This is a genomic window from Sphingomonas astragali, assembly GCF_051400615.1.
Lineage (GTDB): Bacteria > Pseudomonadota > Alphaproteobacteria > Sphingomonadales > Sphingomonadaceae > Sphingomonas.
The window spans coordinates 1,742,634-1,764,677 of sequence record NZ_JBLFFH010000001.1; the positions used below are offsets into that span (position 1 = coordinate 1,742,634).

The 22,044-nt window shown below is 69.5% G+C and carries 16 protein-coding genes; 8 read left to right on the forward strand and 8 right to left on the reverse strand.

Annotated elements, in window-relative coordinates; genetic code table 11:
- Positions 1–11: 11 nt before the first annotated feature.
- Genes ACMGER_RS08320 through ACMGER_RS08335 form a run of 4 tightly spaced genes read right to left on the reverse strand, consistent with a single transcriptional unit; the run spans position 12 to position 3,901 of the window.
- Positions 12–1,526, reverse strand: a complete 1,515-nt coding sequence (locus ACMGER_RS08320) for a sugar ABC transporter ATP-binding protein (protein WP_436811610.1) — start codon at positions 1,524–1,526, stop codon at positions 12–14.
- Positions 1,523–2,077, reverse strand: coding sequence for a DUF2291 family protein (locus ACMGER_RS08325; RefSeq protein ID WP_436811611.1), 555 nt, complete (start codon positions 2,075–2,077; stop codon positions 1,523–1,525). The genes ACMGER_RS08320 and ACMGER_RS08325 overlap by 4 nt, the downstream gene beginning before the upstream one ends.
- Entirely contained in the window at positions 2,074–3,018 is a 945-nt protein-coding gene (locus tag ACMGER_RS08330; RefSeq protein ID WP_436811612.1) for a D-ribose ABC transporter substrate-binding protein, read from the reverse strand. The genes ACMGER_RS08325 and ACMGER_RS08330 overlap by 4 nt, the downstream gene beginning before the upstream one ends.
- A gap of 55 nt (positions 3,019–3,073) precedes the next feature.
- Positions 3,074–3,901 (reverse strand): phosphogluconate dehydrogenase C-terminal domain-containing protein, encoded by an 828-nt coding sequence (locus ACMGER_RS08335; protein WP_436811613.1) that lies wholly within the window; start codon positions 3,899–3,901, stop codon positions 3,074–3,076.
- 106 nt (positions 3,902–4,007) lie between these two features.
- Here ACMGER_RS08335 and ACMGER_RS08340 point away from each other — a divergent pair, with 106 nt between their 5' ends.
- The 5 genes from ACMGER_RS08340 to ACMGER_RS08360 all read left to right on the forward strand — a co-directional run bounded on the left by ACMGER_RS08340 (position 4,008) and on the right by ACMGER_RS08360 (position 12,087).
- Positions 4,008–5,501 carry an FAD-linked oxidase C-terminal domain-containing protein gene (locus tag ACMGER_RS08340; RefSeq protein WP_436811614.1) on the forward strand — a complete coding sequence of 498 codons (1,494 nt, stop codon included), beginning with the start codon at positions 4,008–4,010 and terminating at the stop codon, positions 5,499–5,501.
- The gene (locus ACMGER_RS08345) at positions 5,501–6,637 is read left to right on the forward strand and encodes an FAD-binding protein (RefSeq protein ID WP_436811615.1); all 1,137 of its coding nucleotides are present in this window, start codon (positions 5,501–5,503) and stop codon (positions 6,635–6,637) included. The genes ACMGER_RS08340 and ACMGER_RS08345 overlap by 1 nt, the downstream gene beginning before the upstream one ends.
- Before the next feature lie 3 nt (positions 6,638–6,640).
- On the forward strand, positions 6,641–7,948 hold the full coding sequence (gene glcF / locus ACMGER_RS08350; RefSeq protein WP_436811616.1) for a glycolate oxidase subunit GlcF: 1,308 nt from the start codon (positions 6,641–6,643) through the stop codon (positions 7,946–7,948).
- Positions 7,949–8,108: 160 nt separating this feature from the next.
- A complete protein-coding gene (locus ACMGER_RS08355) occupies positions 8,109–9,716 on the forward strand; it encodes an alpha-L-fucosidase (RefSeq protein WP_436811617.1) in 1,608 nt (535 codons plus the stop codon).
- A 142-nt stretch (positions 9,717–9,858) separates the two neighbouring features.
- The gene (locus ACMGER_RS08360) at positions 9,859–12,087 is read left to right on the forward strand and encodes a glycoside hydrolase family 5 protein (RefSeq protein WP_436811618.1); all 2,229 of its coding nucleotides are present in this window, start codon (positions 9,859–9,861) and stop codon (positions 12,085–12,087) included.
- A 114-nt stretch (positions 12,088–12,201) separates the two neighbouring features.
- On the opposite strand, the gene ACMGER_RS08365 is transcribed toward ACMGER_RS08360, so the two are convergent.
- A complete protein-coding gene (locus ACMGER_RS08365) occupies positions 12,202–13,413 on the reverse strand; it encodes an SGNH/GDSL hydrolase family protein (protein WP_436811619.1) in 1,212 nt (403 codons plus the stop codon).
- A 97-nt stretch (positions 13,414–13,510) separates the two neighbouring features.
- Positions 13,511–15,589, reverse strand: a complete 2,079-nt coding sequence (locus ACMGER_RS08370) for a beta-galactosidase (RefSeq protein ID WP_436811620.1) — start codon at positions 15,587–15,589, stop codon at positions 13,511–13,513.
- Between the two features lie 122 nt (positions 15,590–15,711).
- Between ACMGER_RS08370 and ACMGER_RS08375 the strand changes: the two genes are divergently transcribed.
- From ACMGER_RS08375 to ACMGER_RS08385, 3 genes are read left to right on the forward strand one after another with little or no spacing between them, the layout of a single operon-like run.
- Positions 15,712–17,544: a beta-L-arabinofuranosidase domain-containing protein gene (locus tag ACMGER_RS08375; protein ID WP_436811621.1), complete on the forward strand. Its 1,833-nt coding sequence runs from the start codon at positions 15,712–15,714 to the stop codon at positions 17,542–17,544.
- A complete protein-coding gene (locus tag ACMGER_RS08380; RefSeq protein WP_436811622.1) occupies positions 17,544–18,812 on the forward strand; it encodes a ribulose-bisphosphate carboxylase large subunit family protein in 1,269 nt (422 codons plus the stop codon). The genes ACMGER_RS08375 and ACMGER_RS08380 overlap by 1 nt, the downstream gene beginning before the upstream one ends.
- Positions 18,809–20,080, forward strand: a complete 1,272-nt coding sequence (locus ACMGER_RS08385) for a four-carbon acid sugar kinase family protein (protein ID WP_436811623.1) — start codon at positions 18,809–18,811, stop codon at positions 20,078–20,080. The genes ACMGER_RS08380 and ACMGER_RS08385 overlap by 4 nt, the downstream gene beginning before the upstream one ends.
- A gap of 28 nt (positions 20,081–20,108) precedes the next feature.
- Here ACMGER_RS08385 and ACMGER_RS08390 read toward each other — a convergent pair whose 3' ends face one another.
- Together ACMGER_RS08390 and ACMGER_RS08395 are read right to left on the reverse strand one after the other, a co-directional pair.
- The gene (locus ACMGER_RS08390; protein WP_436811624.1) at positions 20,109–21,374 is read right to left on the reverse strand and encodes an MFS transporter; all 1,266 of its coding nucleotides are present in this window, start codon (positions 21,372–21,374) and stop codon (positions 20,109–20,111) included.
- The gene (locus tag ACMGER_RS08395; RefSeq protein ID WP_436811625.1) at positions 21,371–22,039 is read right to left on the reverse strand and encodes an aspartate/glutamate racemase family protein; all 669 of its coding nucleotides are present in this window, start codon (positions 22,037–22,039) and stop codon (positions 21,371–21,373) included. Before ACMGER_RS08395 ends, ACMGER_RS08390 begins: the two co-directional genes overlap by 4 nt.
- Positions 22,040–22,044: the final 5 nt, after the last annotated feature.

Below are 22,044 nucleotides of genomic sequence, written 5' to 3' on the forward strand. Positions count from 1 at the left end.
CCTATCCCCCTTCAGGCCGCCTCGGCACGCGGATTGGCCGCGGCGGTGATGCCGTCATGGTCCGCCGCTCCGCACGGGAGGTCGAGCGCGATCGTTCCTTCGCGCATCACCAGCACATGGGTTGCGAGTGCGGTCAGCTCGTCGAGTTCGGACGTCGCGAACAGCACGCCCAGCCCCTCGTCGGCGAGACGGCGGATCAGCCGGTACTGCTCGGCCTTGGCGCCGACGTCGACACCGCGCGTGGGCTCGTCGAGCAGCAGCACCCTGGGCCGGGTGAGCAGCGCCTTGCCGATCACCACCTTCTGCTGGTTGCCGCCTGACAAGGTGGTGACCATCGTGTCAGGGCCCGCCGTCTTGATCGCGAGATCGCCGGTCGAGGCCTTCACGGCTTCGGCCTCGCGCGAAGGGTCGAGGTGGAAGAGGCGGGTGAAGCGCCCGAGGCTGGCCAGCGTCAGGTTGCGCGCGACCGAGAAGCTGTGGACGAAGCCGGCGTGGCGGCGATCCTCCGGCACCAGCGCGACGCCGGCGGCCATGCGTCCCGCGACGTCGCGGCCGGTCACGTCGGTGCCGGCGATCTCGACCCGGCCGGTCGCGTCGCGGCGGCAGCCGATGATCGACTCGAGCAGCTCGGTGCGCCCGGCGCCGAGCAGGCCGTAGATGCCGACGATCTCGCCTGCACGCACCGTCAGCGAGACGTGATCGACGGTGAAGCCGCCGCGCTCGCGGGGCAGCGCGAGGTCGGTGACGCGCAGCACCTCCGCGCCCGGCTCGTCGCGTGCTGCCTCAGCACGAGCGGGGGCGTCGCGACCGATCATCTGACGGACGATCCACGGCACGTCGACGTCGTGCATCTCGGCGGTGGCGACGAGGCGGCCGTCGCGCAGCACCGTCACATGGTCGCCGATCCGCTTCAGCTCCTCGAGCCGGTGCGAGATGTAGACGATGGCGACGCCGCGCGCCTTCAACTCGGCGATCACCCCGAACAGCGTCTCCGCCTCGGCCGCGCTCAGCGCCGAGGTCGGCTCGTCGAGGATCAGCACGCGCGCATCCTGTGCCAGCGCGCGGGCGATCTCGACGATCTGCTGCTGGCCGATAGTGAGCGTGGAGACGAGCGCGCGCGGATCGAGCGGGTGGCCGAGCCGTGCCAGCACCTCGCGGGCGCGCTCGATCTCGAAGCCCTGGTCGATGTCGATACCGAGCCGGCAGCGCTCGCGGCCGATGAAGACGTTCTCGGCGATGCTCAAATTGGCGAACAGGCTCAGCTCCTGGAACACCATGCACACGCCCTGCCGCGCGGCCGCGGCGGGGTCGGCGAAGCTCACCTCCGCGCCGTCGAGCAGCAGCCGGCCGGCGCCCGGCGGCTCGACGCCGGCGATGATCTTCATCAGCGTCGACTTGCCCGCGCCATTCTCGCCGATCAGCACGTTGACCGCGCCGGCATGGACGTCGAAGTCGACCCCGTCGAGCGCCTGCACGCCGGGATAGAGCTTCGACACGCGCTCGGCGCGGAGGCGCGGGGCAGTCATGCGACGAGCCGGATCGTGGCGGGTGTGATGAAGGCCGGCCGGTCGTCGCCGGGCACATAGGCGCCGATCACCTCGACGTGCGCGCCGGGCGCCAGGCCCTTCGCCGCGCCGCGTGCCTGACCGACGATGCGGTCGTTGATGGCGCGCGCGTAGCGGGCATATTCGATCTGGCTGTCGAAGTCGTTGAAGGTGCGCGTGCCGAGCGCGTCGCGCAGCGCCGTGCCGCGCACCACCGGGCCGAGCTGGACGATGGCGTCGGCGCTGCCGTCGCCATCGGCGTCGATGGCGAGCGAACGCGCTCGCTCGCCGCCCTTCACCGCGAGCACGCGGCCGGCGAGGCGCACGGCCAGCGCGGCATCGCCGGTGCGGCCCGGCTGGAATGTTGCCGCCTTGCCGGCGATCGCGGCGGGTAGGCCGCGCGCCGCCTCGTCGGCCATGCCGTCGATGTCGGCGACCTCGGCGCTCGCCGCATGGCGCGCGGCCTCCTCGCGCGTCTCGAGCCGGCAGCCGGCGAGCAGCGCCAGCGCGATCATCCAGGCGGCCCGCGTCATGCGCGCATATCGAAGTTGCTGAGCCGCCAGGCGTTGCCCGGCACGATCAGGATGCAGTCGATCAGCTGCTTCTCGGGCGCGCCGGTCTTGCCGGCACGCAGGTACGCGTCCGCCTGCTCGACCGCCATCCGCGCCTGGCGCGAGGCGGGCTGGAGCACGGTCGCGCGGATGCCGCCCGACAGGATCGACTGCTTGACGTCGTCGCTGCCGTCGAAGCCGACCACGATCACGTCGGTGCGTCCCGCCGCCTTGAGCGCCGCCCAGGCGCCCATCGCCATGGTGTCGTTGCCCGCGATCACCCCTTTGATCTGCGGATTGGCCTGCAGCATCGATTCCATCTTGGCATAGGCCTCGGTCTGGCTCCAGCTGGCGGACTGGCGCGCGACGAGCTTGAGATCGGGGTATTGGTCGATGATCGCGTGGAAGCCTTCGGACCGGATCGTCGCGTTGGTGTCCGCCTCGCGCCCGACCAGCTCGGCATAGGCGCCTTTCTCGCCCATCGCCTCGACGAACGCCTCGGCGCCGATCTGCGCGCCCTGATAGTTGTTCGAGACGATCTGCGAGACCGCGACGCCGCGCACGTTGAGCTCGCGATCAATGAGGAAGGAGGGGACGCCCGCCGCCTTGGCCCGGCGCACCGCGGCGACGGTGGCGGCGGCGCCGGCGTTGTCGAGGATGATCGCCTTGGCTCCCCGCGCGATCGCCGTGTCGATCATCTCGGACTGCTTGCTGACGTCGTCGTCGTGGACGAGCATCAGCGGCTCGTAGCCGAGCGCCACCGCGCGGTCGCGCGCCGCTTCGGCCTGGGCGCGGAAGAAGGGGTTGTCGTAGGGCGGGGTGATGATCGCGATGATGCCGTGCCCGGCGTCGGCAGTGGGCGAGCAGCCCGCGACCAGGGTCGCTGCTCCCAACATGCCCAGAACCGTGCGCCTTGCGATCACTTGCCTCTCCCGATCCCGCTCCTCTTTTCCGGGAGCCTTAGACCAAAACCGCGTTTCAGGTGATCCGCCGGATGCTGGCGGCGAGCTCGTCGGGCTCGAACACCTTCTTCCAGTCGTCGCGCATCAGCGCGGGCTTGCCGAAGGTGATCGCCTTGTTGCACGCGTCGGAGAAGACGCCGGGAACGTGCCTGAAGATCACCGCGGCCAGGATGTTCATGTGGCCGAGCAGGAAGTCGCGCGCGGCCTCCGCGGGGACGCCGCGGTCGACCACCTCGTCCATCGCCTCGCGCATGATGTCGAGCAGCGAGGCGCAGACCGTCTCGGACAGGCCCGGCTCGAGTAGTGCCATCTGCTCGACGGTGACCTTGTGCGAGCGCAGGATCGGGGCCCAGATCACCTTGGCGATCGCCTCGCCGAGGTCGTAATGCTCCTCCGGTCCCTGCATCAGCGCGCTGACGATGCTCTGGCGCGCGTGGAGCCCGCCGAACCGGTCGTCGCGCGCAGCGGGATCGGTCTCATCGTTGAAGATCGGCGGATGGCAGGGGTGGGTGACGAAATAGGTGAGATCGGGCCGGTCGGGAAAATGTCCGGCGAAGGGCGCGGCGGCATCGAGCGCGACCACCATCGTGCCGGGCTTGAGCGCAGGCGAGATCTCGTGCGCGACCTTGCCGACATGCGTGTCGGGAACGGCGAGGATCACCACGTCGACATCGTCGAGCGCCGCCGCCTGGTCGACGCACTCGATGCCGAGCTCGTCGTGCAGGCGGGCGCGACCGGCTTCGTTCAGCTCGACGTGGCGGACGTCGTAGTCGCTCGATTTGAGGTTGCGCGACAGGCGCCCCCCCATTTTCCCGCCCGCGCCGAACAGCGCAATCGCGACCATGTGAACCCTCCGCAAAGCTGACTTGGCGATCATGGTATGCTGGTATAATGAGTAGTGCAAGTGGCGATCCTTTGCCTGCGTGGGAGGACGCGACTAGGGGAACGGGATGACGCTGAGGATGCCTGAGCCGGATGCGCACACGCTGGCGCGGCGCGACACGATCGTCGCCGCGCTCCGGCGAATCGTGCCGGGCGAGGGCGTGATCGCCGACCCCGACGGCCTGCGTCCCTATGAGAGCGACGGGCTCACCGCCTATCGCCAGATGCCGATGGTGGTGGTGCTGCCCGAGACGACCGAGCAGGTCTCGCAGGTGCTGCGCTGGTGCTATGCCGAGGGCGTGAAGGTGGTGCCGCGCGGATCGGGCACGTCGCTGTCCGGCGGTGCGCTGCCGCTGGCGGACGCGGTGCTGCTGGGGCTCGGCAAGTTCAACCGCGTGCTCGACATCGACTATGACGACCGCATCGCGGTGGTGCAGCCGGGCGTCACCAACCTTGCCATCACCCGCGCGGTCGAGGATCGCGGCTTCTACTATGCGCCCGACCCGTCGAGCCAGATCGCCTGCTCGATCGGCGGCAACGTCGCCGAGAATTCGGGCGGGGTGCATTGCCTGAAGTACGGGCTCACCACCAACAACGTGCTCGGCGTCGAGCTGGTGATGATGGACGGCGAGATCGTGCGGCTGGGCGGACGGCAGCTCGATCCGGCCGGGCTCGACCTGCTCGGCGTGGTCGTGGGGTCGGAGGGGCTGCTCGGCGTCGTCACCGAGGTGACGGTACGCATCCTGCCGAAGCCCGAGGGCGCGCGGGCGCTGCTGATCGGATTCCCCAGCGTCGAGGGCGCAGGGCAATGCGTCGCCGACGTGATCGCGGCCGGCATCATCCCGGCGGGCATGGAGATGATGGACAGGCCGGCGATCCACGCGGCCGAAGCCTTCGTGCAGGTCGGCTATCCGCTCGACGTCGAGGCGCTGCTGATCGTCGAGCTCGACGGCGTCGGCGCCGAGTGCGACCATCTGGTCGAGGAAGTGACCAAGATCGCGCGGGCGAACGGATCGACCACGCTGCGCGCGTCGCAGGACGAGGCGGAGCGGCTCTCCTTCTGGGCGGGGCGCAAGGCCGCGTTCCCGGCGGTGGGACGCATCTCGCCCGATTATTACTGCATGGATGGCACCATTCCGCGGCGGCGGCTGCCCGAGGTGCTGGAGCGGATGAATGCGCTGTCGGAGCAATATGGGCTTGATGTCGCCAACGTCTTCCATGCCGGCGACGGCAACCTCCATCCGCTGATCCTCTACGACGCCAACCAGCCCGGCCAGCTCGAGCGCGCCGAGGCGTTCGGCAGCGATATCCTCAGGCTCTGCGTCGAGGTCGGCGGCGTGCTGACCGGCGAGCATGGCGTCGGCGTCGAGAAGCGCGACCTGATGCCGACGATGTTCGGCGAGGATGATCTGGCGCAGCAGCAGCGGCTGAAATGCGCGTTCGACCCGCAAGGGCTGCTCAATCCCGGCAAGGTGTTCCCGACGCTGCACCGTTGCGCCGAGCTCGGCCGGATGCACATCCATCGGGGGCAGATGCCCCATCCCGAGCTGCCGCGCTTCTGATGCGACCGACCGGCGAAGACGAGGTCCGCGACGCGATCGCCGACGCCATCCGGGCCGGGACGACGCTCGACATCCGCGGCGGCGGCAGCAAGGCGGCGATCGGCGCGCCGCGATCCGAGGCACGGGTGCTGGACCTTTCGGGACTGGCCGGCGTGGTCGATTATGATCCGGCCGAGCTGGTGCTGACGGTGCGGCCGGGCACGCCGTTGGCGGAGGTCGAGGCGCTGGTCGCCGGACGCGGGCAGCGGCTGGCGTTCGACCCGTTCGACCATGGGCCGATCCTGGGCGACGTGGCGGGCGCGGCGACGATCGGCGGCGCGGTGGCGGCGGGCGTGGCGGGATCGCTCCGGCTGTCTGGCGGGGCGCCCCGCGATCACCTGCTCGGGCTGCGCGCGGTGTCGGGGCGGGCGGAGAGCTTCGTCGCGGGCGCCAAGGTGGTGAAGAACGTTACCGGCTACGACCTGCCCAAGCTCGCGGCGGGAAGCTGGGGCCGGCTGTTCGCGATCACCGAGATGACGCTCAAGGTGCTGCCGCGCCCGCCGATCGCCGCGACGCGGGCGGTGGAGGGGCTCGATCCGGCGGCGGCGGTGAAGGTGATGGCGGCGGCGATGGGATCGCCGGCCGAGGTCGGCGCGGCGGCCTATCTGCCGGCGGGGGATGGGCGTTCGATGATGGCGCTTCGGCTGCTCGGGTTCGGGCCGTCGGTGAAGGCGCGATGCCGGATGATCGAGCAGCTGCTTGGCGAGCATGGTGCGGTGGTCGCGCTCGATGGCGAGGAAGATGCGGGTTGGTGGGAGAGGCTTCGCGCGCCGCTTGAGACTTCGACCGCCCTCTGGCGAGTCAACGTGCCGCCGAGCAGCGGACCTGCGGTCGCAGCCACGCTGGAGCCGCACGGCGCGCGCTGGCTGTTCGACTGGGCCGGCGGGCTGGTGTGGGTCGCGTTCGACGGCGATCCGACGCTCGTCCGCGAAGCCGCAGCGAAGGTCGGCGGCCACGCCATGCTGGTGCGCGCGCCCGAGGCGATGCGCGCCAAGGTCCCGACATTCCACCCGCCCGCGCCAGGCGTCGCCGCGCTGGAGGAACGGGTGCGCCGCGCCTTCGATCCGGCGGGCGTGTTCGAGACCGGGCGCTTCTAGGCCATGCAGACCAATTTCTCTCCCGAGCAGCTCGCCGATCCGGCGATGGCCGCCTCCGAGGCGGTGATCCGCAAGTGCGTGCATTGCGGCTTCTGCACCGCGACCTGCCCGACCTATGTCCTGCTTGGCGACGAACTCGACAGCCCGCGCGGTCGCATCTACTTGATGAAGGACATGCTCGAGAACGAGCGCGAGCCGACCGCGGAGATCGTCAAGCACATCGACCGCTGCCTGTCGTGCCTGTCGTGCATGACCACCTGCCCGTCGGGCGTGAACTACATGCACCTGGTCGACCATGCGCGCGCCTATATCGAGGAGCGCTATCGCCGGCCCTGGCGCGAGCGGCTGTTCCGGGCGCTGCTGGCCGAGGTGCTGCCCCATCGGGGACGGTTCCGGCTGGCGCTGGCGCTGGCGCGGCTCGCGCGGCCGGCGACGCCGCTGATCGAGCGCATCGCGGCGCTGAAGCCGATGGCGGCGATGCTGGCACTGGCGCCGAAGCGAGTGCCGCCGCCTCCGTCAAGCGCACCGTCGCCGGCACCGCAATCGCGCGGCCGCGTGGCGCTGATGCAGGGGTGTGCGGAGCCGGTGCTGCGGCCCGAGATCCGCGCGGCGACGGTGCGTCTGCTCAACCGCGCGGGCTATGACGTGGTGTTCGCGCCCGGCGAAGGCTGCTGCGGCGCCCTGGTTCATCACATGGGCAAGGATGCGGCGAGCCTCGCCGCCGCGCGCCGCAACGTCGACGCCTGGACCGCGCTGATCGAGGACGGCGGACTCGACGCGATCGTCATCACCACTTCGGGCTGCGGCACCACCATCAAGGACTATGGCTTCATGCTGCGCGAGGACCCGGCCTATGCCGACAAGGCAGCGCGGGTGTCGGCGCTGGCCAAGGACGTGAGCGAGCTGCTGGTCGAGGCGGAGCTGCCTGGCGGCGACGGACGCGGGCTGACGGTCGCCTATCACGCCGCCTGCTCGCTCCAGCATGGCCAGAAGGTCACCGAGGCGCCGAAGCGACTGCTGGCCGGCGCCGGCTATGTCGTGCGCACCCCGGCGGAGGCGCACCTGTGCTGCGGCTCGGCCGGCACCTATAATATCCTCCAGCCCGAGATCGCCGGGAAGCTCGGCGATCGGAAGGCGGCGCATCTCGCCCGGCTCGACGCCGACGTGATCGCCACCGGCAACATCGGCTGCGCGGTGCAGATCGGACAGCGCGCGGCGATTCCGGTGGTCCATACCGTCGAGCTGCTCGACTGGGCGACCGGCGGTCCGAAGCCGGCGGCGCTATCGTCTCTAACGTCATGCCGGGCTTGATCCGGCATCCAGGGTCACGGGCGACGCCGCTCTTGGCTCTGGATGCCGGATCAAGTCCGGCATGACGATTCTAGTTAATTAGTGTGATTATAGGATTTTTGTTGATCCGACCTCCGCTGCCCGGCTAACGATGGCGAAAGCACAAGCGGGGAGAGGCACGATGGCCGGGATCAAGGGTTCGATCGGGCGCATGGCCGCGATGTCGGCATCGCTGCTCGCGCTGGCGGCCGCGGTGCCGGCGGCCGCCGAGGTGCCGGGCTATCAGGCCAAGGTCGCAGCCAAGCTGCGCGAGGTTCAGACGGGCGTCGCGCAGGGGCCGTTCAAGTCGGACTGGGATTCGCTGCGCCAGGGCTATCGCACCCCGGAGTGGTTCCGCGACGCCAAGTTCGGCATCTTCATCCATTGGGGCGTCTATTCGGTGCCGGCGTTCGCGAACGAATGGTATTCGCGCAACATGTACGTGCCGGGCAACGCCGCCTACGAGCACCACGTCAGGACTTACGGCCCGCAGTCGAAGTTCGGATACAAGGACTTCATCCCCCGGTTCAAGGCGGAGAAGTTCGATCCCGCCGCCTGGGTGCAGCTCTTCTCCGACGCCGGCGCGCGCTACGTCGTGCCGGTCGCCGAGCATTGCGACGGCTTCGCGATGTACGCGTCCGACCTCACCGAATGGGACGCGGCGGACATGGGGCCGCGCCGCGACGTCGTCGGGCTGATCGCAGAGGCGGCGCGGGCGAAGGGCCTGCATTTCGGCCTCTCCTCCCACCGCGCGGAGCATTGGTGGTGGTACCATATGGACCGCACCTATGATTCGGACGTCAACGATCCGAAGTACGCCGGCCTCTACGGCCCGGCGGCACCGACCGGGCTTCCCGCCGACGCGCCGACGACCTGGCCCGACAGCGATTCGCTCCAGAACTGGATGCCGCCGGACAAGGCGTTCCTCGACGACTGGATGGCGCGCACCACCGAGCTGATCGACAAGTACCGGCCCGAGCTCATCTACTTCGACTGGTGGACCTCGGCCCCGATGTTCGCGCCGCTGATGCGCGACACCGCCGCCTATTACTACAACCGCACCGCCGCGCGGCACGAGCAGGGCATCATCGCCTACAAGGGTTCGCAGTTCGCCGAGGGCAGCGCGCTGTTCGACATGGAGCGCGGCAAGACCGACGCGCTCAAGCTGACGCCATGGCAGTCGGACACCTCGGTCAGCGTGCACAGCTGGGGCTATGCCCAGAACGACACCTACCGCACGCCGCAGTCGCTGGTCGCCGATCTGATCGACATCGTCAGCAAGAACGGCAACCTGCTGCTCAACGTCGGGCCAAAGGCCGACGGCACTATCCCCGACGAGATCGCGACGGTGCTGCGCGGGATGGGCGGCTGGCTCAAGGTCAACGGCGAGGCGATCTACGGCACGCGGCCGTTCAAATATTTCGGTGAGGGGCCGACCAAGTCCGGCCAGGTCCGCGTCGGCGGGCAGGTCGAGGAGTCGGCGGTGAAGGGCTTCACGCCGGCCGACATCCGCTTCACCACCAAGGGCGACACGCTCTACGCGCTGGGGTTGGCGCGGCCGAAGGACGGGCGGGTGCTGGTCAAGACGCTCTACGCCGGCACGCCCTATCTCGACGCGCCGATCAGGAGCATCGAGCTGCTCGGCGGCGGCACGATCAAGTGGCAGCAGACACCCAGGGGGCTCGAGGTCGCCTTGCCGCCGGTCGGCGACGGGGCTTTTCCCTACGCACTCAAGATCAGGACGCGCTGAACGGGAAGCGGGGACTCGTGCTCCTGCGAAGGCAGGAGCCCTGGATCGCCGGGGTGCCGCTTGAGGCCAGAGCTCCTGCCTTCGCAGGAGCACCGACATTGCTTTCGATCCGAACGGGACGGATTCTAAGGGGAGAGGGGTGATGGTGAAATGGCGAGCCAGGAATATCCTTGCGGCCGCGTCGATTGCGATGGCGGGACCGGGCCTGGCGCAAACCGACATTCCGCTCCAGCCCTTTCCGGTCAACCACGAGCTGAGGGCCGATTCCGCCGCTGACGCCCGCTTCCTGCTGGACGGCCCGGCTGGGAAATACGGCTTCATCCAGGTCAAGGACGGCCACCTCTACCGGCCGGACGGCAGGCGCTTCCGCTGCTGGGGCGTCAACATGACCGGCTGGGCGGTGGGATCGGAGGAGATCCCGTCGCACAAGGATGCCGAGACCTATGCCGCCGCGCTGGCGCGGCTCGGGGTCAATTGCGTGCGGCTGCACTTCCTCGACATGCCCGACACGGTGAACCCGATCCGCAACGCTGGCGAGGACGTCTCTCCGACCGCCGGGCCCTTCACCCACGCCCCGCGCGGGCTGATCCGCTGGGACCAGCCCTCCAGCCGCGGCGCGTTCAACGCCGAGCGGCTCGACCGGCTCGACTATTGGATCGCCGAGCTCAAGAAGAACGGCATCTACGTCGACTTCAACCTCAACGTCGGCCGCCGCTACAAGGCCGGCGACGGCATCCCCGACGCCGAGCTGCTCGGCCCGGCCAAGGCCTTCACCTATTTCGGTCCCGAGCTGATCGCGGCGCAGAAGGAATATGCGAAGCAGCTGCTCGGCCACCTCAATCCCTATACCAAGCTGCGCTACGCCGACGATCCGGCGGTGGTGATCGTCGAGGTGCTGAACGAGAATTCGCTGCTCGAATTCTGGATGCGCAACTGGTTGCGCGGCGAGCGCGTGCCGGGCGGGGCGAACATCCAGCTCGACATGACGCCGCATTACCAGGCGCTGCTGGTCGGCATGTACAACGACTGGCTGGCGAAGAACCGCACGCCGGCCGAAGTGGCCGAGCTGCGCCGGATAGCGGGTGTCGCCGAGGGGCAGCCGGTCCCCTTCATGCGCCGCGGCGACCATCCCGAGGCGCCGCGCCTCCGGCTCGACGCGGAGCTCGGCTTCCTGACGCAGGTCGAGGTCGACTTCCATGCCGAGATGAGGCGCTTCCTGCGCGACGAGGTGGGGGTGAAGTCGCCGATCATCCCGACCGCGGACCACACCTATTTCATCGCCAACCAGCCGCTGATGCGGACGGCGATGAAGTCCGACGTCATGGACGCGCACGTCTATTGGCAGCATCCCGCCATCTACGGCCGCCGCAACGAGCCGATGGTCAACAGTCCTGAGCTGTCGATCATCCAGAAGCTCGCCCGCTCGGCGACGGTCGGCAAGCCGTTTACGGTGAGCGAGGTCAACCACCCCTATCCCAGCGACTATGGGTCGGAGATGATCCCGATCCTGGCGTCCTATGCGGCGCTGCAGGACTGGGATGGCATCTTCTTCTACACCTTCGAGACCAAGATCGCCGGCCGGTGGACGCCGATGATCGGCGACCATTTCGACATGACGCTCGATCCGGTGAAGATGGCGCAGATGCCGGCCGGCGCGATGCTGTTCCTGCGCAGCGACGTGTCGGCGGCGAAGGAGGTGCTGACGCGGTCCTATTCGACTGACCAGATCAGCGAAGCCTCGCGGCTGCCGCGCGCGGCGATGCCCTATTACACGCCGGGCTTCGACATGATGATCCCGCTGGTCCACGGTTCGCGGGTCTCCTGCCTCGACTGCAAGCCGAGCCTGCCGGCGCCGCTGCCGCCGATGAACCCGATCGTTTCGGACACCGGCGAGCTCAGCTGGCGCACCCAGGGCGGCAAGGACGGGCTGGTGACGATCGATAGCCCGCGCAGCCAGGCGCTGGTCGGGTTCGTCAGCGCCAATGCCGAGGTGCAGACGCGCAACCTCTCGGCCGACATCCGCAACCGTTTTGCCACGGTCACGCTGTCGTCGCTGGACGGCAAGCCGCTCAACCTGTCGAACCGGATGCTGCTCACCACCACCGGCAAGGTCGAGAACAGCGGCCAGGTCTGGGACGAACGGCGCGCGATGCTGACCAACTGGGGCACCGCGCCGACGGTGATCGAGCCGATCACCGGCTGGATCCAGCTCAAGGACCTCGAAGGCGCGGTCGGCGTGTTCGCGCAGCCGCTCGACGGATCGGCGCGGCCGATCGGGCCGGAGATCAGGGGCAAGATGATCGAGCCGGGATGGGAGATCGCGGTCGGCAAGCCGGCGACGACGAGCTACCTGATCCGGGTGGTTCGGTAGCGCTAAGTTCATCTCGTTCAGATTGAAGCAGCGTCAGCGCTCCTGCGAAGGCAGGAGCTCAGGCCGCGAGCGACACGCCCATGATCCAGGGCTCCTGCCTTCGCAGGAGCACGGTTATCGACACCCCTGCGCCAGCACCACCGGCAGCGCCGTCTTCGCCATCGTCGTGTAGCCGGCGTCGTTGGGGTGGAGATGGTCGCCGATCTGCTCGGCGAGGCGCATCACGGTCGGCTGGCCGGGCTCCTGCATCGCCGCATCGAAGTCGATCAGGCCGTCGAAGCGCTTGGCATTGGCGCGCAGCCATTGGTTGAGAGTCGCACGGCGCTGCTCGCCGTCGGGCGAGGCATAGCCGGCGCCGTCGTAGGGGAGGAGCGTGCCGAAGATCACCTTGAGGCCGCTGGCGTGGGCGCGGGCGAGGAGCTGCTCATTGGCGGCGATCAGCTTGTCGGCGGGCGGCTGCCAGTCCCTGGCCGGGTCCTTGACCTTGCCGATGTCGTTGATGCCTTCGAGGATCACGACATGGGTGGCGCCGGGCACCGACAGCACGTCGCGGTCGAAGCGCGACAGCGCGTTGGGGCCGCGGCCGTCGCTGAGCAGGCGGTTGCCGCTGATGCCCTGGTTGGCGACCGCCCAACAGCGGCCGCGCGGGGTGGCCGCCAGCATCCGGCCGAGCTGGTCGGGCCAGCTCATCGCCTTGCCCGGCGTGGCGCCGGCGCCCTCGGTGATCGAATCGCCGAACGCGACCAGCACTCGCGTGGCCGCCGGATTCACCACATCGACCGCGCTGACGATGCCCGAGGCGCGGACGCGGCGCGGCGACGGCAGCTCGAGCGAACCGGTCGCATCGCCGGCCGCGACCTCGACCATCTGGGCATGGGCGGGCGGCGCGGCGTCCTCGGGGAAATGGACTGAGACGGCGAGGCGCTCGCCGGCCTTCACCGGATAGGCGATCGGATCCGACAGCATCGGCGCGTGCGCCGGCGCGCGGACGTCGCGCGCGCCGCTGAAGGTCAGCGGGCGCAGGCTGCCCGGGACGGGCTTGCCGGCCTCGTCTAGGCGCAGGACCGAGGCGGCGCCGATATGGAGCGGCACGTCCGACAGCTCGTTGGTGAAGCGGATGCGCACGGTGCCGCCGCCGACACCGGCGCGGACTTCCTGACGGACGGTCTCGTCCTTGAACGGGCGGCCGAGGCCTTCGCGGATATCCGGCTCATAGCCGATCGGCGACGAGGTCCAACCCGGCACCCAATGCTGGGGCGCGGCGGCGTGGGCGGCGGTGAACGCGAGCAGGCCGAGCAGGGCCGGGGCTAGGCGGAAATGCTTCATCGACGATCCTTTCACTGTCCCTCTCCCCTTGGGAGAGGAAAGGAGCCGCCGAAGGCGGCGGGAGGGTGAGGGTGACTGCGGCTGGCGGTGGCCGCCCTCACCCTCCCACTCCCAAAGGGAGAGGGGAATTGGGTACGCCAAGCTCGAACAGCGCGACACCATGCGCAGTAACCCGTCCGTCCGTCCAGTCGCCGCCGACAGATTTCGCGCCGGCGGGCAGCGCGAGCGGATGGGCGGCCGCGCCGTGGTTGATGACGATCAGCACCCGCTTGCCGGCGCCGGCGCGCTCGGCGATCTCGAGGTCGGGGTGGGCATCGGCGATGAGCGGCTTCACCCCGGCATCGGCGAGCAGCGACCTCGCCAGCTTCGCCATCGCCTCTGGATCGAGCCAGGCGCCGACATAGGTGATGCTGCCGCGGCCGACCTTGCGGGTCACGATCGCGGGCTTGCCGTCGAGCCAGCCGCTGGGATCGGTGTAGGTCGCGACGGTGCGGACGTCGGTCGCCTCGGGCGCCAGCGCCTCGGCCCAGATCGAAGCCTTGCCAGTGACGGAACCGGTGATGCCGACGCCTTCGTCCAGCGCGTAGAACTGCTCGACCCGCGCGCCGAGCAGCTTCGCGAGCGGGCCCGGCTGGCGCTCGGGCCACAGTGCGTTGGCGTCGTCCTTCATGCCCGAGCGGGGGCCGAGCACGAGATGGCCGCCGCCGCGGACATAGGCTTCGAGCCCCTTCGCCTGCGCCTCGGTCAGCACGTTGAGGTTGGGCGCGACCACCAGCGGGTAGCGCTTGAGGTCGGCCTCGGCCGGAAGGATATGAATACCCTGCGACAGCACGCGGAGCGGCCGGTAGAAATCGGTGAACGCCTTGATCGGATCGAAATCCTTGTGGTGGCGCTGCAGGTCGATCGCCCAGCGGCTGTCGTAGGAGAAGATCATCGCCACCTTCGCCACCGGCTCGGTGTCGGCGAGCAGCGGCGCGGCCCTGGCAAGGTCGGCGGCGACGCGGGCGATCTCGGGCTGGATCGGATTGGGCCGGCCGTCCTGGCCGAGGATGGCGCCGTGATAGGTCTCCTGCCCGTTCGCCGCCGGGCGCCACTGCCAGTAGAGCACCGCGTCGGCGCCATGCGCGACCGACTGCCACGCGAGCTCGCGCACCTGCCCCGGATCGAGCGCGCGGTTGACCGGCACCCAGTCGACGCGGCCGGGCTGCGTCTCCATCAGCCAGAAGTTGCGCTGCTTGTAACCGCGGACGAGGTCGTGGTTGGCGCCGTTCGCCACCCAGTCGGGCCGTCCGTTCGGGATGTAATTGTCCCACGCCGCGAGATCGAGGTCCCGGTGCATGACGAAATGGTCGAAGCCCGCGTTCCAGAACATGGTGTTGGTAGTGACGAAGGCGCGCGGGTCGATCAGCGGGCGGATCGCGCGGACCTGGTTCTGGACATAGTCGGTCCAGGTCGCGGTGGTGAAATGCCTGAAGTCGAGCAGCAGCCCCGGGTTCTGCTGGCCGGTCGCGTGAAGCGGGACCTGGTCGAAGTCGTTGTAGCGCTGGCTCCAATATTCGGTGGTCCAGCGGCGGTTGAGCTCGTCGATCGAGCCGTAGCGGGCTTTGAGGAACGCGTGCCAGGCCGCGACCGTTTCGGGATCGAACGAGGGCGGGCCGACCTCGTTGTCGATCTGCCACCCGACCACCGCGGGATTGCGGCCGTAGCGCCTGGCCATCTCGGTCGCGATGCGGCGGCCGAAGTCGCGGTAGCGCTTGCTGGCGAAGGAGAAATGGCGCCGCCCGCCGTGGCCGGCGCGCTGGCCGTTCTCGTCGACGCGCAGCGTGTCGGGGTATGTCTGGGTCAGCCAGGCCGGCGGCGCGGCGGTCGGCGTGCCGAGCACCACCATGAAGCCGCGCCGAGCCGCCGCGGCGATCGCGCGGTCGAGCCAGGCGAAGTCGAATTTGCCTTCCTCCGGCTCCATCCGGCTCCAGGCGAATTCGGCGAGGCGCACGGTGTTGAAGCCGGTCGCCCTCATCATGTCGAGGTCGGTGTCCCAGCGGCTCTCCGGCCATTGCTCGGGATACCAGGAGACGCCGACTGCGATCGCGGGGTGATTGGGGAAGGCGGTCGCACGAGCCGGGAAGGCCTGCGTCTCTGGCGGCCGGGCTTGGGCTCCGACGCCGCTCAAAACCATTGCCAGAGCTGCCACCGCTGGCCTACAGATCATACCAGCTCCCCTTGCCATTTGTATTATCATATGGCTAGATATAGCCAGATTGGCGCGGGGAACGCCAGACGGAATCGGGCGAGGATGGGATGAAGGACGACATGGTGACCGAGGGCGTGTCGAGGCGCGATTTCTTCCACTGCGCGGCCTGCGCGACGGCGGCCGCCGGTGCGGCGGCGATGCCCTCCACCACCTGGGCGGGCGCGGCGGCTGCGGCGATGCGTGGCAAGGAAGTGCTTCATGAATTTCCCTATGGCGCGGTCCAGCTGACCGGCAGCGGCCGGATCAAGGAGCATTACGACCGTATCCACGCCCATTACCTCGCGCTCGACAATGATCGCCTGCTCAAGGTTTTCCGTCAGAACGCGGGCTTGCCGGCGCCGGGGCCGGACATGGGCGGCTGGTACGATGCCGACGGATTCGTGCCCGGACTCGCCTTCGGTCAGTATGTTTCCGGTCTCGCCCGCCTCGCGGCGACCACCGACGACAAGGCGGCGCACGCCAAGGTCGCCGCGCTGGTCGACGGCTTCGGCGAGGCGATGATCGCCGCCAAGAACCCCTACGCCGGCAAGAACGCCCAGGCGCAGTGGGCGGCCTATGTCATGGACAAGTATGTCGTCGCGCTGGTCGACGCCTATCGGCTGAGCGGGGTCGCGCGCGCCAAGGAGCTGCTGCCGATCATCATCGACAAGTGCGTGCCGTACATCTCGCCGGTCTCGCGCGATCGCATCGGCAAGGTCGATCCGCCCTATGACGAGACCTATGTCATCTCCGAGAACCTGTTCCACGTCGCCGACATCACCGGCGATGACAAGTACCGCGCGATGGCGGTGCACTATCTCCTCGACAAGGAGTGGTTCGATCCGCTCGCGGCCGGGCAGGACGTGCTGCCGACCAAGCACGCCTACAGCCACACCATCGCGCTGAGCTCGGGCGCGCAGGCCTATCTCCACCTCGGCGATCCCAAGTACCGGCAGGCGCTGGTCAACGCCTGGAAGTTCATGGAGCCGCAGCGCTTCGCCTCGGGCGGCTGGGGACCGGAGGAGCAGTTCGTCGAGCTCCACCAGGGCAGGCTCGCCGCCAGCCTCAAATCGTCCAAGGCGCATTTCGAGACGCCGTGCGGCAGCTTCGCCGACATGAAGCTGGCGCGCTACCTGATCCGCTTCACCGGCGAGCCGGTGTACGGCGACGGGCTCGAGCGCACGCTCTACAACACGATGCTGGCGACGCGCCTGCCCGACAGCGACGGCGGCTATCCCTATTATTCGAACTACGGCCCCGCTGGCGAGAAGCTCTACTATCACAAGAAATGGCCATGCTGCTCGGGCACGCTGGTGCAGGGCGTCGCCGACTATGTGCAGGGGCTCTATTTCCACGACGACGACGCGCTGGTCGTCAACATGTACGCCTCGTCGCAGGTGAAGTGGGATCGCCCCGGCGGCGCGGTCGAGGTGGCGCAGGAGACCGGCTATCCCGCAATCGACACGGTGCGGCTGACAGTGCGCAAGCCCGGCAACGGCCGCTTCGCGATGAAGCTGCGCATCCCCGCCTGGGCCAAGGGCGCGACGCTGGCGGTCAACGGTCAGCAGCAGGCAGCGACGCCTGGCACGCTCGCGCCCCTCGCGCGGACGTGGAAGACGGGCGACACGATCGACCTCGTCCTGCCGCAGCCGCTCCGTACGCTGGCGATAGACGACCAGAATCCCAACGTCGCCGCCGTCCTGCGCGGCGCGGTGATGTACGTCGGCGTCAACCCGTGGGCGGGCATCGAGACCCAGACGATCGCGCTGCCCGGCACGCTCGCTCCGCTCGCCAACCAGACGCAGGCCTATCGCGCCAGCGTCGACGGCCGCGACCTCGTGTTCGTGCCGTACTTCGCGATCGAGACCGAGCGCTACAACACCTATTTCAAGGTCGCCTGATGTCCGACCGCGTCTACGCGACCTATTGGATCGAGACCGCCTTCCCGCTCGCCCAGGCGGCGGAGACGATGGCGGGCGAGCAGTCGACCGGCACCTTCGTCCGCGTGCCGGGCGAGACCGACGAGCTGCGCGAGGCGCACGCCGCGGTCGTCGAATCGATCGAGGATCTGGAAGATGCGACGGCGCCGTCGCTGCCCGGTTCGGGCCTGCCCAAGGGCGGCGGCGACGGCCGGCGGCGGACGGCGCGAGTGGTGCTGTCGTGGCCGGTGCACAATTTCGGGCCGTCGCTCCCGAACCTGCTCGCGACCGCCGCCGGCAACCTCTCCGAGCTCAAGGCGTTCTCGGGCCTCAAGCTGCTCGATCTCGGGCTGCCTCCGGTGTTCCTCGACCGCTATCAGGGGCCGCAGTTCGGCGTGGCGGGCACGCGCAGGCTCGCCGGCGTCCATGACCGGCCGATGATCGGCACCATCATCAAGCCGAGCGTCGGGCTCGATCCCGACGCCACCGCCGCGCAGGTCAAGGGGCTGGTCGAGGCCGGCGTCGACTTCATCAAGGACGACGAGCTCCAGGCCGACGGCCCCGCCTGTCCATTCGAGGCGCGGATCTCGGCGGTGATGCGCGTCGTCAACGACCATGCCCAGCGCACCGGCAGACAGGTGATGTACGCCGCCAACCTGACCGGCGACATCGACGAGATGCTGCGCCGCCACGACCATGTGCTGGCCGAGGGCGGCACTTGCATCATGGCGAGCATGAACTCGATCGGCCTGCCGGCGATGAAGGTGCTGCGCGCGCACAGCCGACTGCCGATCCACGGCCACCGCAACGGGTGGGGAATGCTCGGCCGCTCGCCGGCGATCGGCATGAGCTTCATCGCCTTCCAGAAGCTGTGGCGGCTGGCCGGCATCGACCACACCCACGTCAACGGCATCGACAACAAGTTCTGCGAGTCGAACGAGAGCGTGATCGCCTCGGCGCGCGAATGCCTGACGCCGATGTTCGACCCGCCGCATCCGGGATGCGAGGTGATGCCGGTGTTCTCCTCCGGTCAGTCGGCGAAGCAGGCGCATCCGACCTATGCGGCGCTGGGATCGACCGACCTCATCTTCGCGGCGGGCGGCGGTATCCTCGCGCATCCGGGCGGGCCGGCGGCGGGCGTCGCGGCGCTCCGCCAGGCGTGGGAAGCGGCAGTGGCGGGCGTGCCGCTCGACGAAGCGGCGCGGCAGGCGCCCGAGCTTCGGGCGGCGTTGGGGGCGTTCGGGGGGTGACCCTCCTCTACGGCTATTACGGCGACGACTTCACGGGCTCGACCGACGTCCTCGAGCAGCTCGCCGAGGGCGGCGTGCCGGCGGTGCTGTTCCTGCGCCGGCCGGACGCTAAACTGCGGGCACGCTTTCCGGAGGCGCGAGCGATCGGGCTGGCCGGCGACAGCCGCAGCCGCTCACCCGAATGGATGGATACGCATCTGCCAGACGCTTTCGCGGCGCTCGGGGAGGCGGCGGTCGTCCATTACAAGACCTGCTCGACCTTCGACTCGAGCCAGGCCATCGGCTCGATCGGCCGCGCGATAGAGATCGGGGCGCGGGTGTTCGGCGGCGTGGTGCCGATCCTGGTCGGGGCGCCGTATCTCGGCCGCTATGTCGTGTTCGGCAACCTGTTCGCAGCGGCAGGCGGCGAGGTGTTCCGCATCGACCGCCACCCGACCATGTCGCATCATCCGGTGACGCCGATGCACGAGGCGGACCTCCGCCGCCATCTCGCGCTCCAGACCGACGTGCCGGTGGCGCTGGTGCCGATCGACCGCATCCAGGCGGGCGAGGCGGCGGCGGTATTCGACGCGGTGGGCGAGGGTGCTGTGCTGTTCGACGGCGTCGACATGCCGAGCCTCGCCGCGGCGGGCGAGCTGCTGCTGTCGCGCGGGACGCGCTTCACGGTCGGCAGCTCGGGGGTGACCCGTGCGCTGGTGATGGCATGGCAGGCGAGCGGCGCGGTCACTGCGCCCGGCGCCCTGACGTGTGCCGGGGAAGTCGACCGGCTGCTGGTGGTGAGCGGAAGCTGCTCACCCGTGACGGCGCGGCAGATCGCCTGGGGCATGGCGGAAGGCTATGCCGGCGTGCGCGCCGACGTCCCGGCGCTGCTGAACGGCGAAGCGGCGGAGGAGGCGCGGCTGGTCGACGCCGCCGTGGCCGCGCTGGCGGCGGGGGGGCGCTGCGTGATCCATTCGGCGGACGGGCCGCTCGGCGACGCGGCGCCGGCGGCCGGCGACCGGCTCGGCGTGGCGCTGGGACGCGCGGCGCATGAGGTCATCCGGCGGCAGCGCCTCAGCCGCGTCCTGTTCGCGGGTGGGGATACGTCGAGCCACGGCGTCGCCGAGCTCGGCATCGACGCGCTGACCTGGGCGGCGCCGCTCGAACCGGGCGCGCCGCTGGTCCGCGCCCATGCCGATGAACCGGCGGTCGATGGCCTTGAGCTGGTGCTCAAGGGCGGCCAGATGGGTGGCGAGGGCTTCTTCGAAACGGTGCGGCGGGGCGGTTAAGAAAGCCCCTCCCCTTCAGGGAAGGGGCTTACAGCGCCGCCGGTGCGATCTCCGGCGCGGCCTTGTGGTCGAACCCTCTGGTGCAGTCGATCGCCGCGAAGATCGCCGCGGCCACCAGCACCATCGCCGCGACGCCCTGCAGTGGCAGGTCGTAGTTGCCCGTCGCCTTGACGACATAGCCGAACGCGACCGAGCAGATGAAGCCGCCCAGATTGCCGGCCGTGTTCATCACGCCGCTCGCGGTGCCGCCATAGCGGCCGCCGATCGCCATGCACATCGCCCAGGCGGCGGGGAGCATCAGGTCCATCACCATGAACGCGGCGCCGCAGAAGATCACCACCATCAGCTTGGTGGTCGCCAGGCTCATCGCGACCAGCAGCGCGGCGGTGAGCATCAGGCAGGTCGCGGCGATCAGGCGATAGGCGTTGCGGATGCCGATCCGCGTCGCCATCCGGTCGCACAGCGCGCCGCCGAGCAGGTTGCCGACCACGCCGAGCAGGAAGGGGATCGATCCGTAGAGCCCCATCTCGGCCTCGGTGAAGCCGGCGCCCTTGACCATCCAGGTCGGGAACCAGCCGAAGAAGAACCAGCTGCCGAACGCGTAGAAGAAATAGGCGAGGGCGATCAGCCACAGCTGCGGCAGGCCGAGCAGCTGGCGCCATGGCGTGCCGGCGTGGCCGCCATGGTCGTCGCTGCCGATCTCGGCGACCTCCTCCGCGGTGATGCCGGGGTGCTCCGCCGGACGGTCGTGGAACCAGCGCCACCAGGCGATCGCCCAGACGAAGCCGATCGCTCCCAGGATCAGGAACACCGCCTGCCAGCCGAGATGGGCGTTGGCCGGCACCAGCAGCAGCGGCGCCAGCGCCCCGCCGAAGCGGCTCGCCGCCCAGATCACCCCCTGGCCGCGCGCCCGCTCGCGCGCCGGCAGCCAGCGGTAGAGCACGCCGGTCATGTTGGGATAGGCGCCCGCCGCCCCCAGCCCGAACAGGAAGCGCGCCGCGGCGAGCTGCCAGAAATTGCGGCACAGGGCGGTGATCGCGGTGAAGAACGACCACCACACGGTGATCCGCGTCAGCTCCTTGCGATAGCCGTGCCGGTCGCCCATCGCGCCCGAGGGAATCTCGAACACGGCATAGGCGATCACATAGGCGCTCAGCACCCAGCCCCATTGCACGGGGCTGATCGCCAGATCCTTCTGGATCGTCGGTCCGGTGACCGCGATCGCCATCCGGTCGATGAAGGTGATGATCGACAGGAGGGCCAGGAAGCCGAGGACGAGGCGCCGCTTCCTCACGTCCCCAGGCTCGCCAGCACGTCGCGCGCGCGCTCCAGCCCCAGCTCGGGGCTCGCGAACACCGGCGCCGCCACCGCGCCTTCGGGCAGGCTTGCGACGACGCGCGCCATCGAGGCCTGGGCGAGCAGGATCACGTCGACGCCCTTCAGCCCCTCGGTCAGCGCCTCGCCGACGATGCGGTCATGGGTGGCGCCGTCGCCGGCCATCACCGCTTCGAACGCGCCTTCGCACAAATGCTCGACGAGCTCGACGTCTTTGCTCTGCTGTCCGGCGATGCGGCGGACGAGATCGGCAGTCGGCTCGAGCGTGGTCGACAGCGTCGCGACCACGCCGATCCGGCGCCCGGTCGCGACCGCCTTCTCCGCCATCGGCCGGTCGACGCGCAGCACGGGCCGGTCGTAGAGCTCCGCCGCCATGTCGACCGCACGCCCGATCGACGAGCAGGTGACCAGCGCCGCGTCGCAGCCGGCGTCGAAGGTCGAGCCGACCAGCCGGATCACCTGCCGCATCGTCGCCTTCTGGAGATGGCCCGCCGCGATGGTGTTCTTGATCGTGCTCTCGTCGACGAAGTGCAGCAGCCGCACGTCGGGCATGATCCGCGCCGCGATCTCGTTGAACACCAGCGCGAGCATCGGCGAATTGTGGATGAGTCCGAGGGTGGGCAAGGGAA

What these genes read in the sequence shown, in the direction of transcription:
- ACMGER_RS08360 (WP_436811618.1), top strand. Translation starts at nt 9,859, where the DNA reads ATGGTGAAATGGCGAGCCAGGAATATCCTTGCGGCCGCGTCGATTGCG.
- ACMGER_RS08355 (WP_436811617.1), top strand. Translation starts at nt 8,109, where the DNA reads ATGGCCGGGATCAAGGGTTCGATCGGGCGCATGGCCGCGATGTCGGCA.
- ACMGER_RS08345 (WP_436811615.1), top strand. Translation starts at nt 5,501, where the DNA reads ATGCGACCGACCGGCGAAGACGAGGTCCGCGACGCGATCGCCGACGCC.
- ACMGER_RS08375 (WP_436811621.1), top strand. Translation starts at nt 15,712, where the DNA reads ATGAAGGACGACATGGTGACCGAGGGCGTGTCGAGGCGCGATTTCTTC.
- ACMGER_RS08365 (WP_436811619.1), bottom strand. Translation starts at nt 13,413, where the DNA reads ATGAAGCATTTCCGCCTAGCCCCGGCCCTGCTCGGCCTGCTCGCGTTC.
- ACMGER_RS08320 (WP_436811610.1), bottom strand. Translation starts at nt 1,526, where the DNA reads ATGACTGCCCCGCGCCTCCGCGCCGAGCGCGTGTCGAAGCTCTATCCC.
- ACMGER_RS08370 (WP_436811620.1), bottom strand. Translation starts at nt 15,589, where the DNA reads ATGGTTTTGAGCGGCGTCGGAGCCCAAGCCCGGCCGCCAGAGACGCAG.
- ACMGER_RS08325 (WP_436811611.1), bottom strand. Translation starts at nt 2,077, where the DNA reads ATGACGCGGGCCGCCTGGATGATCGCGCTGGCGCTGCTCGCCGGCTGC.
- ACMGER_RS08335 (WP_436811613.1), bottom strand. Translation starts at nt 3,901, where the DNA reads ATGGTCGCGATTGCGCTGTTCGGCGCGGGCGGGAAAATGGGGGGGCGC.
- glcF (WP_436811616.1), top strand. Translation starts at nt 6,641, where the DNA reads ATGCAGACCAATTTCTCTCCCGAGCAGCTCGCCGATCCGGCGATGGCC.
- ACMGER_RS08340 (WP_436811614.1), top strand. Translation starts at nt 4,008, where the DNA reads ATGACGCTGAGGATGCCTGAGCCGGATGCGCACACGCTGGCGCGGCGC.
- ACMGER_RS08380 (WP_436811622.1), top strand. Translation starts at nt 17,544, where the DNA reads ATGTCCGACCGCGTCTACGCGACCTATTGGATCGAGACCGCCTTCCCG.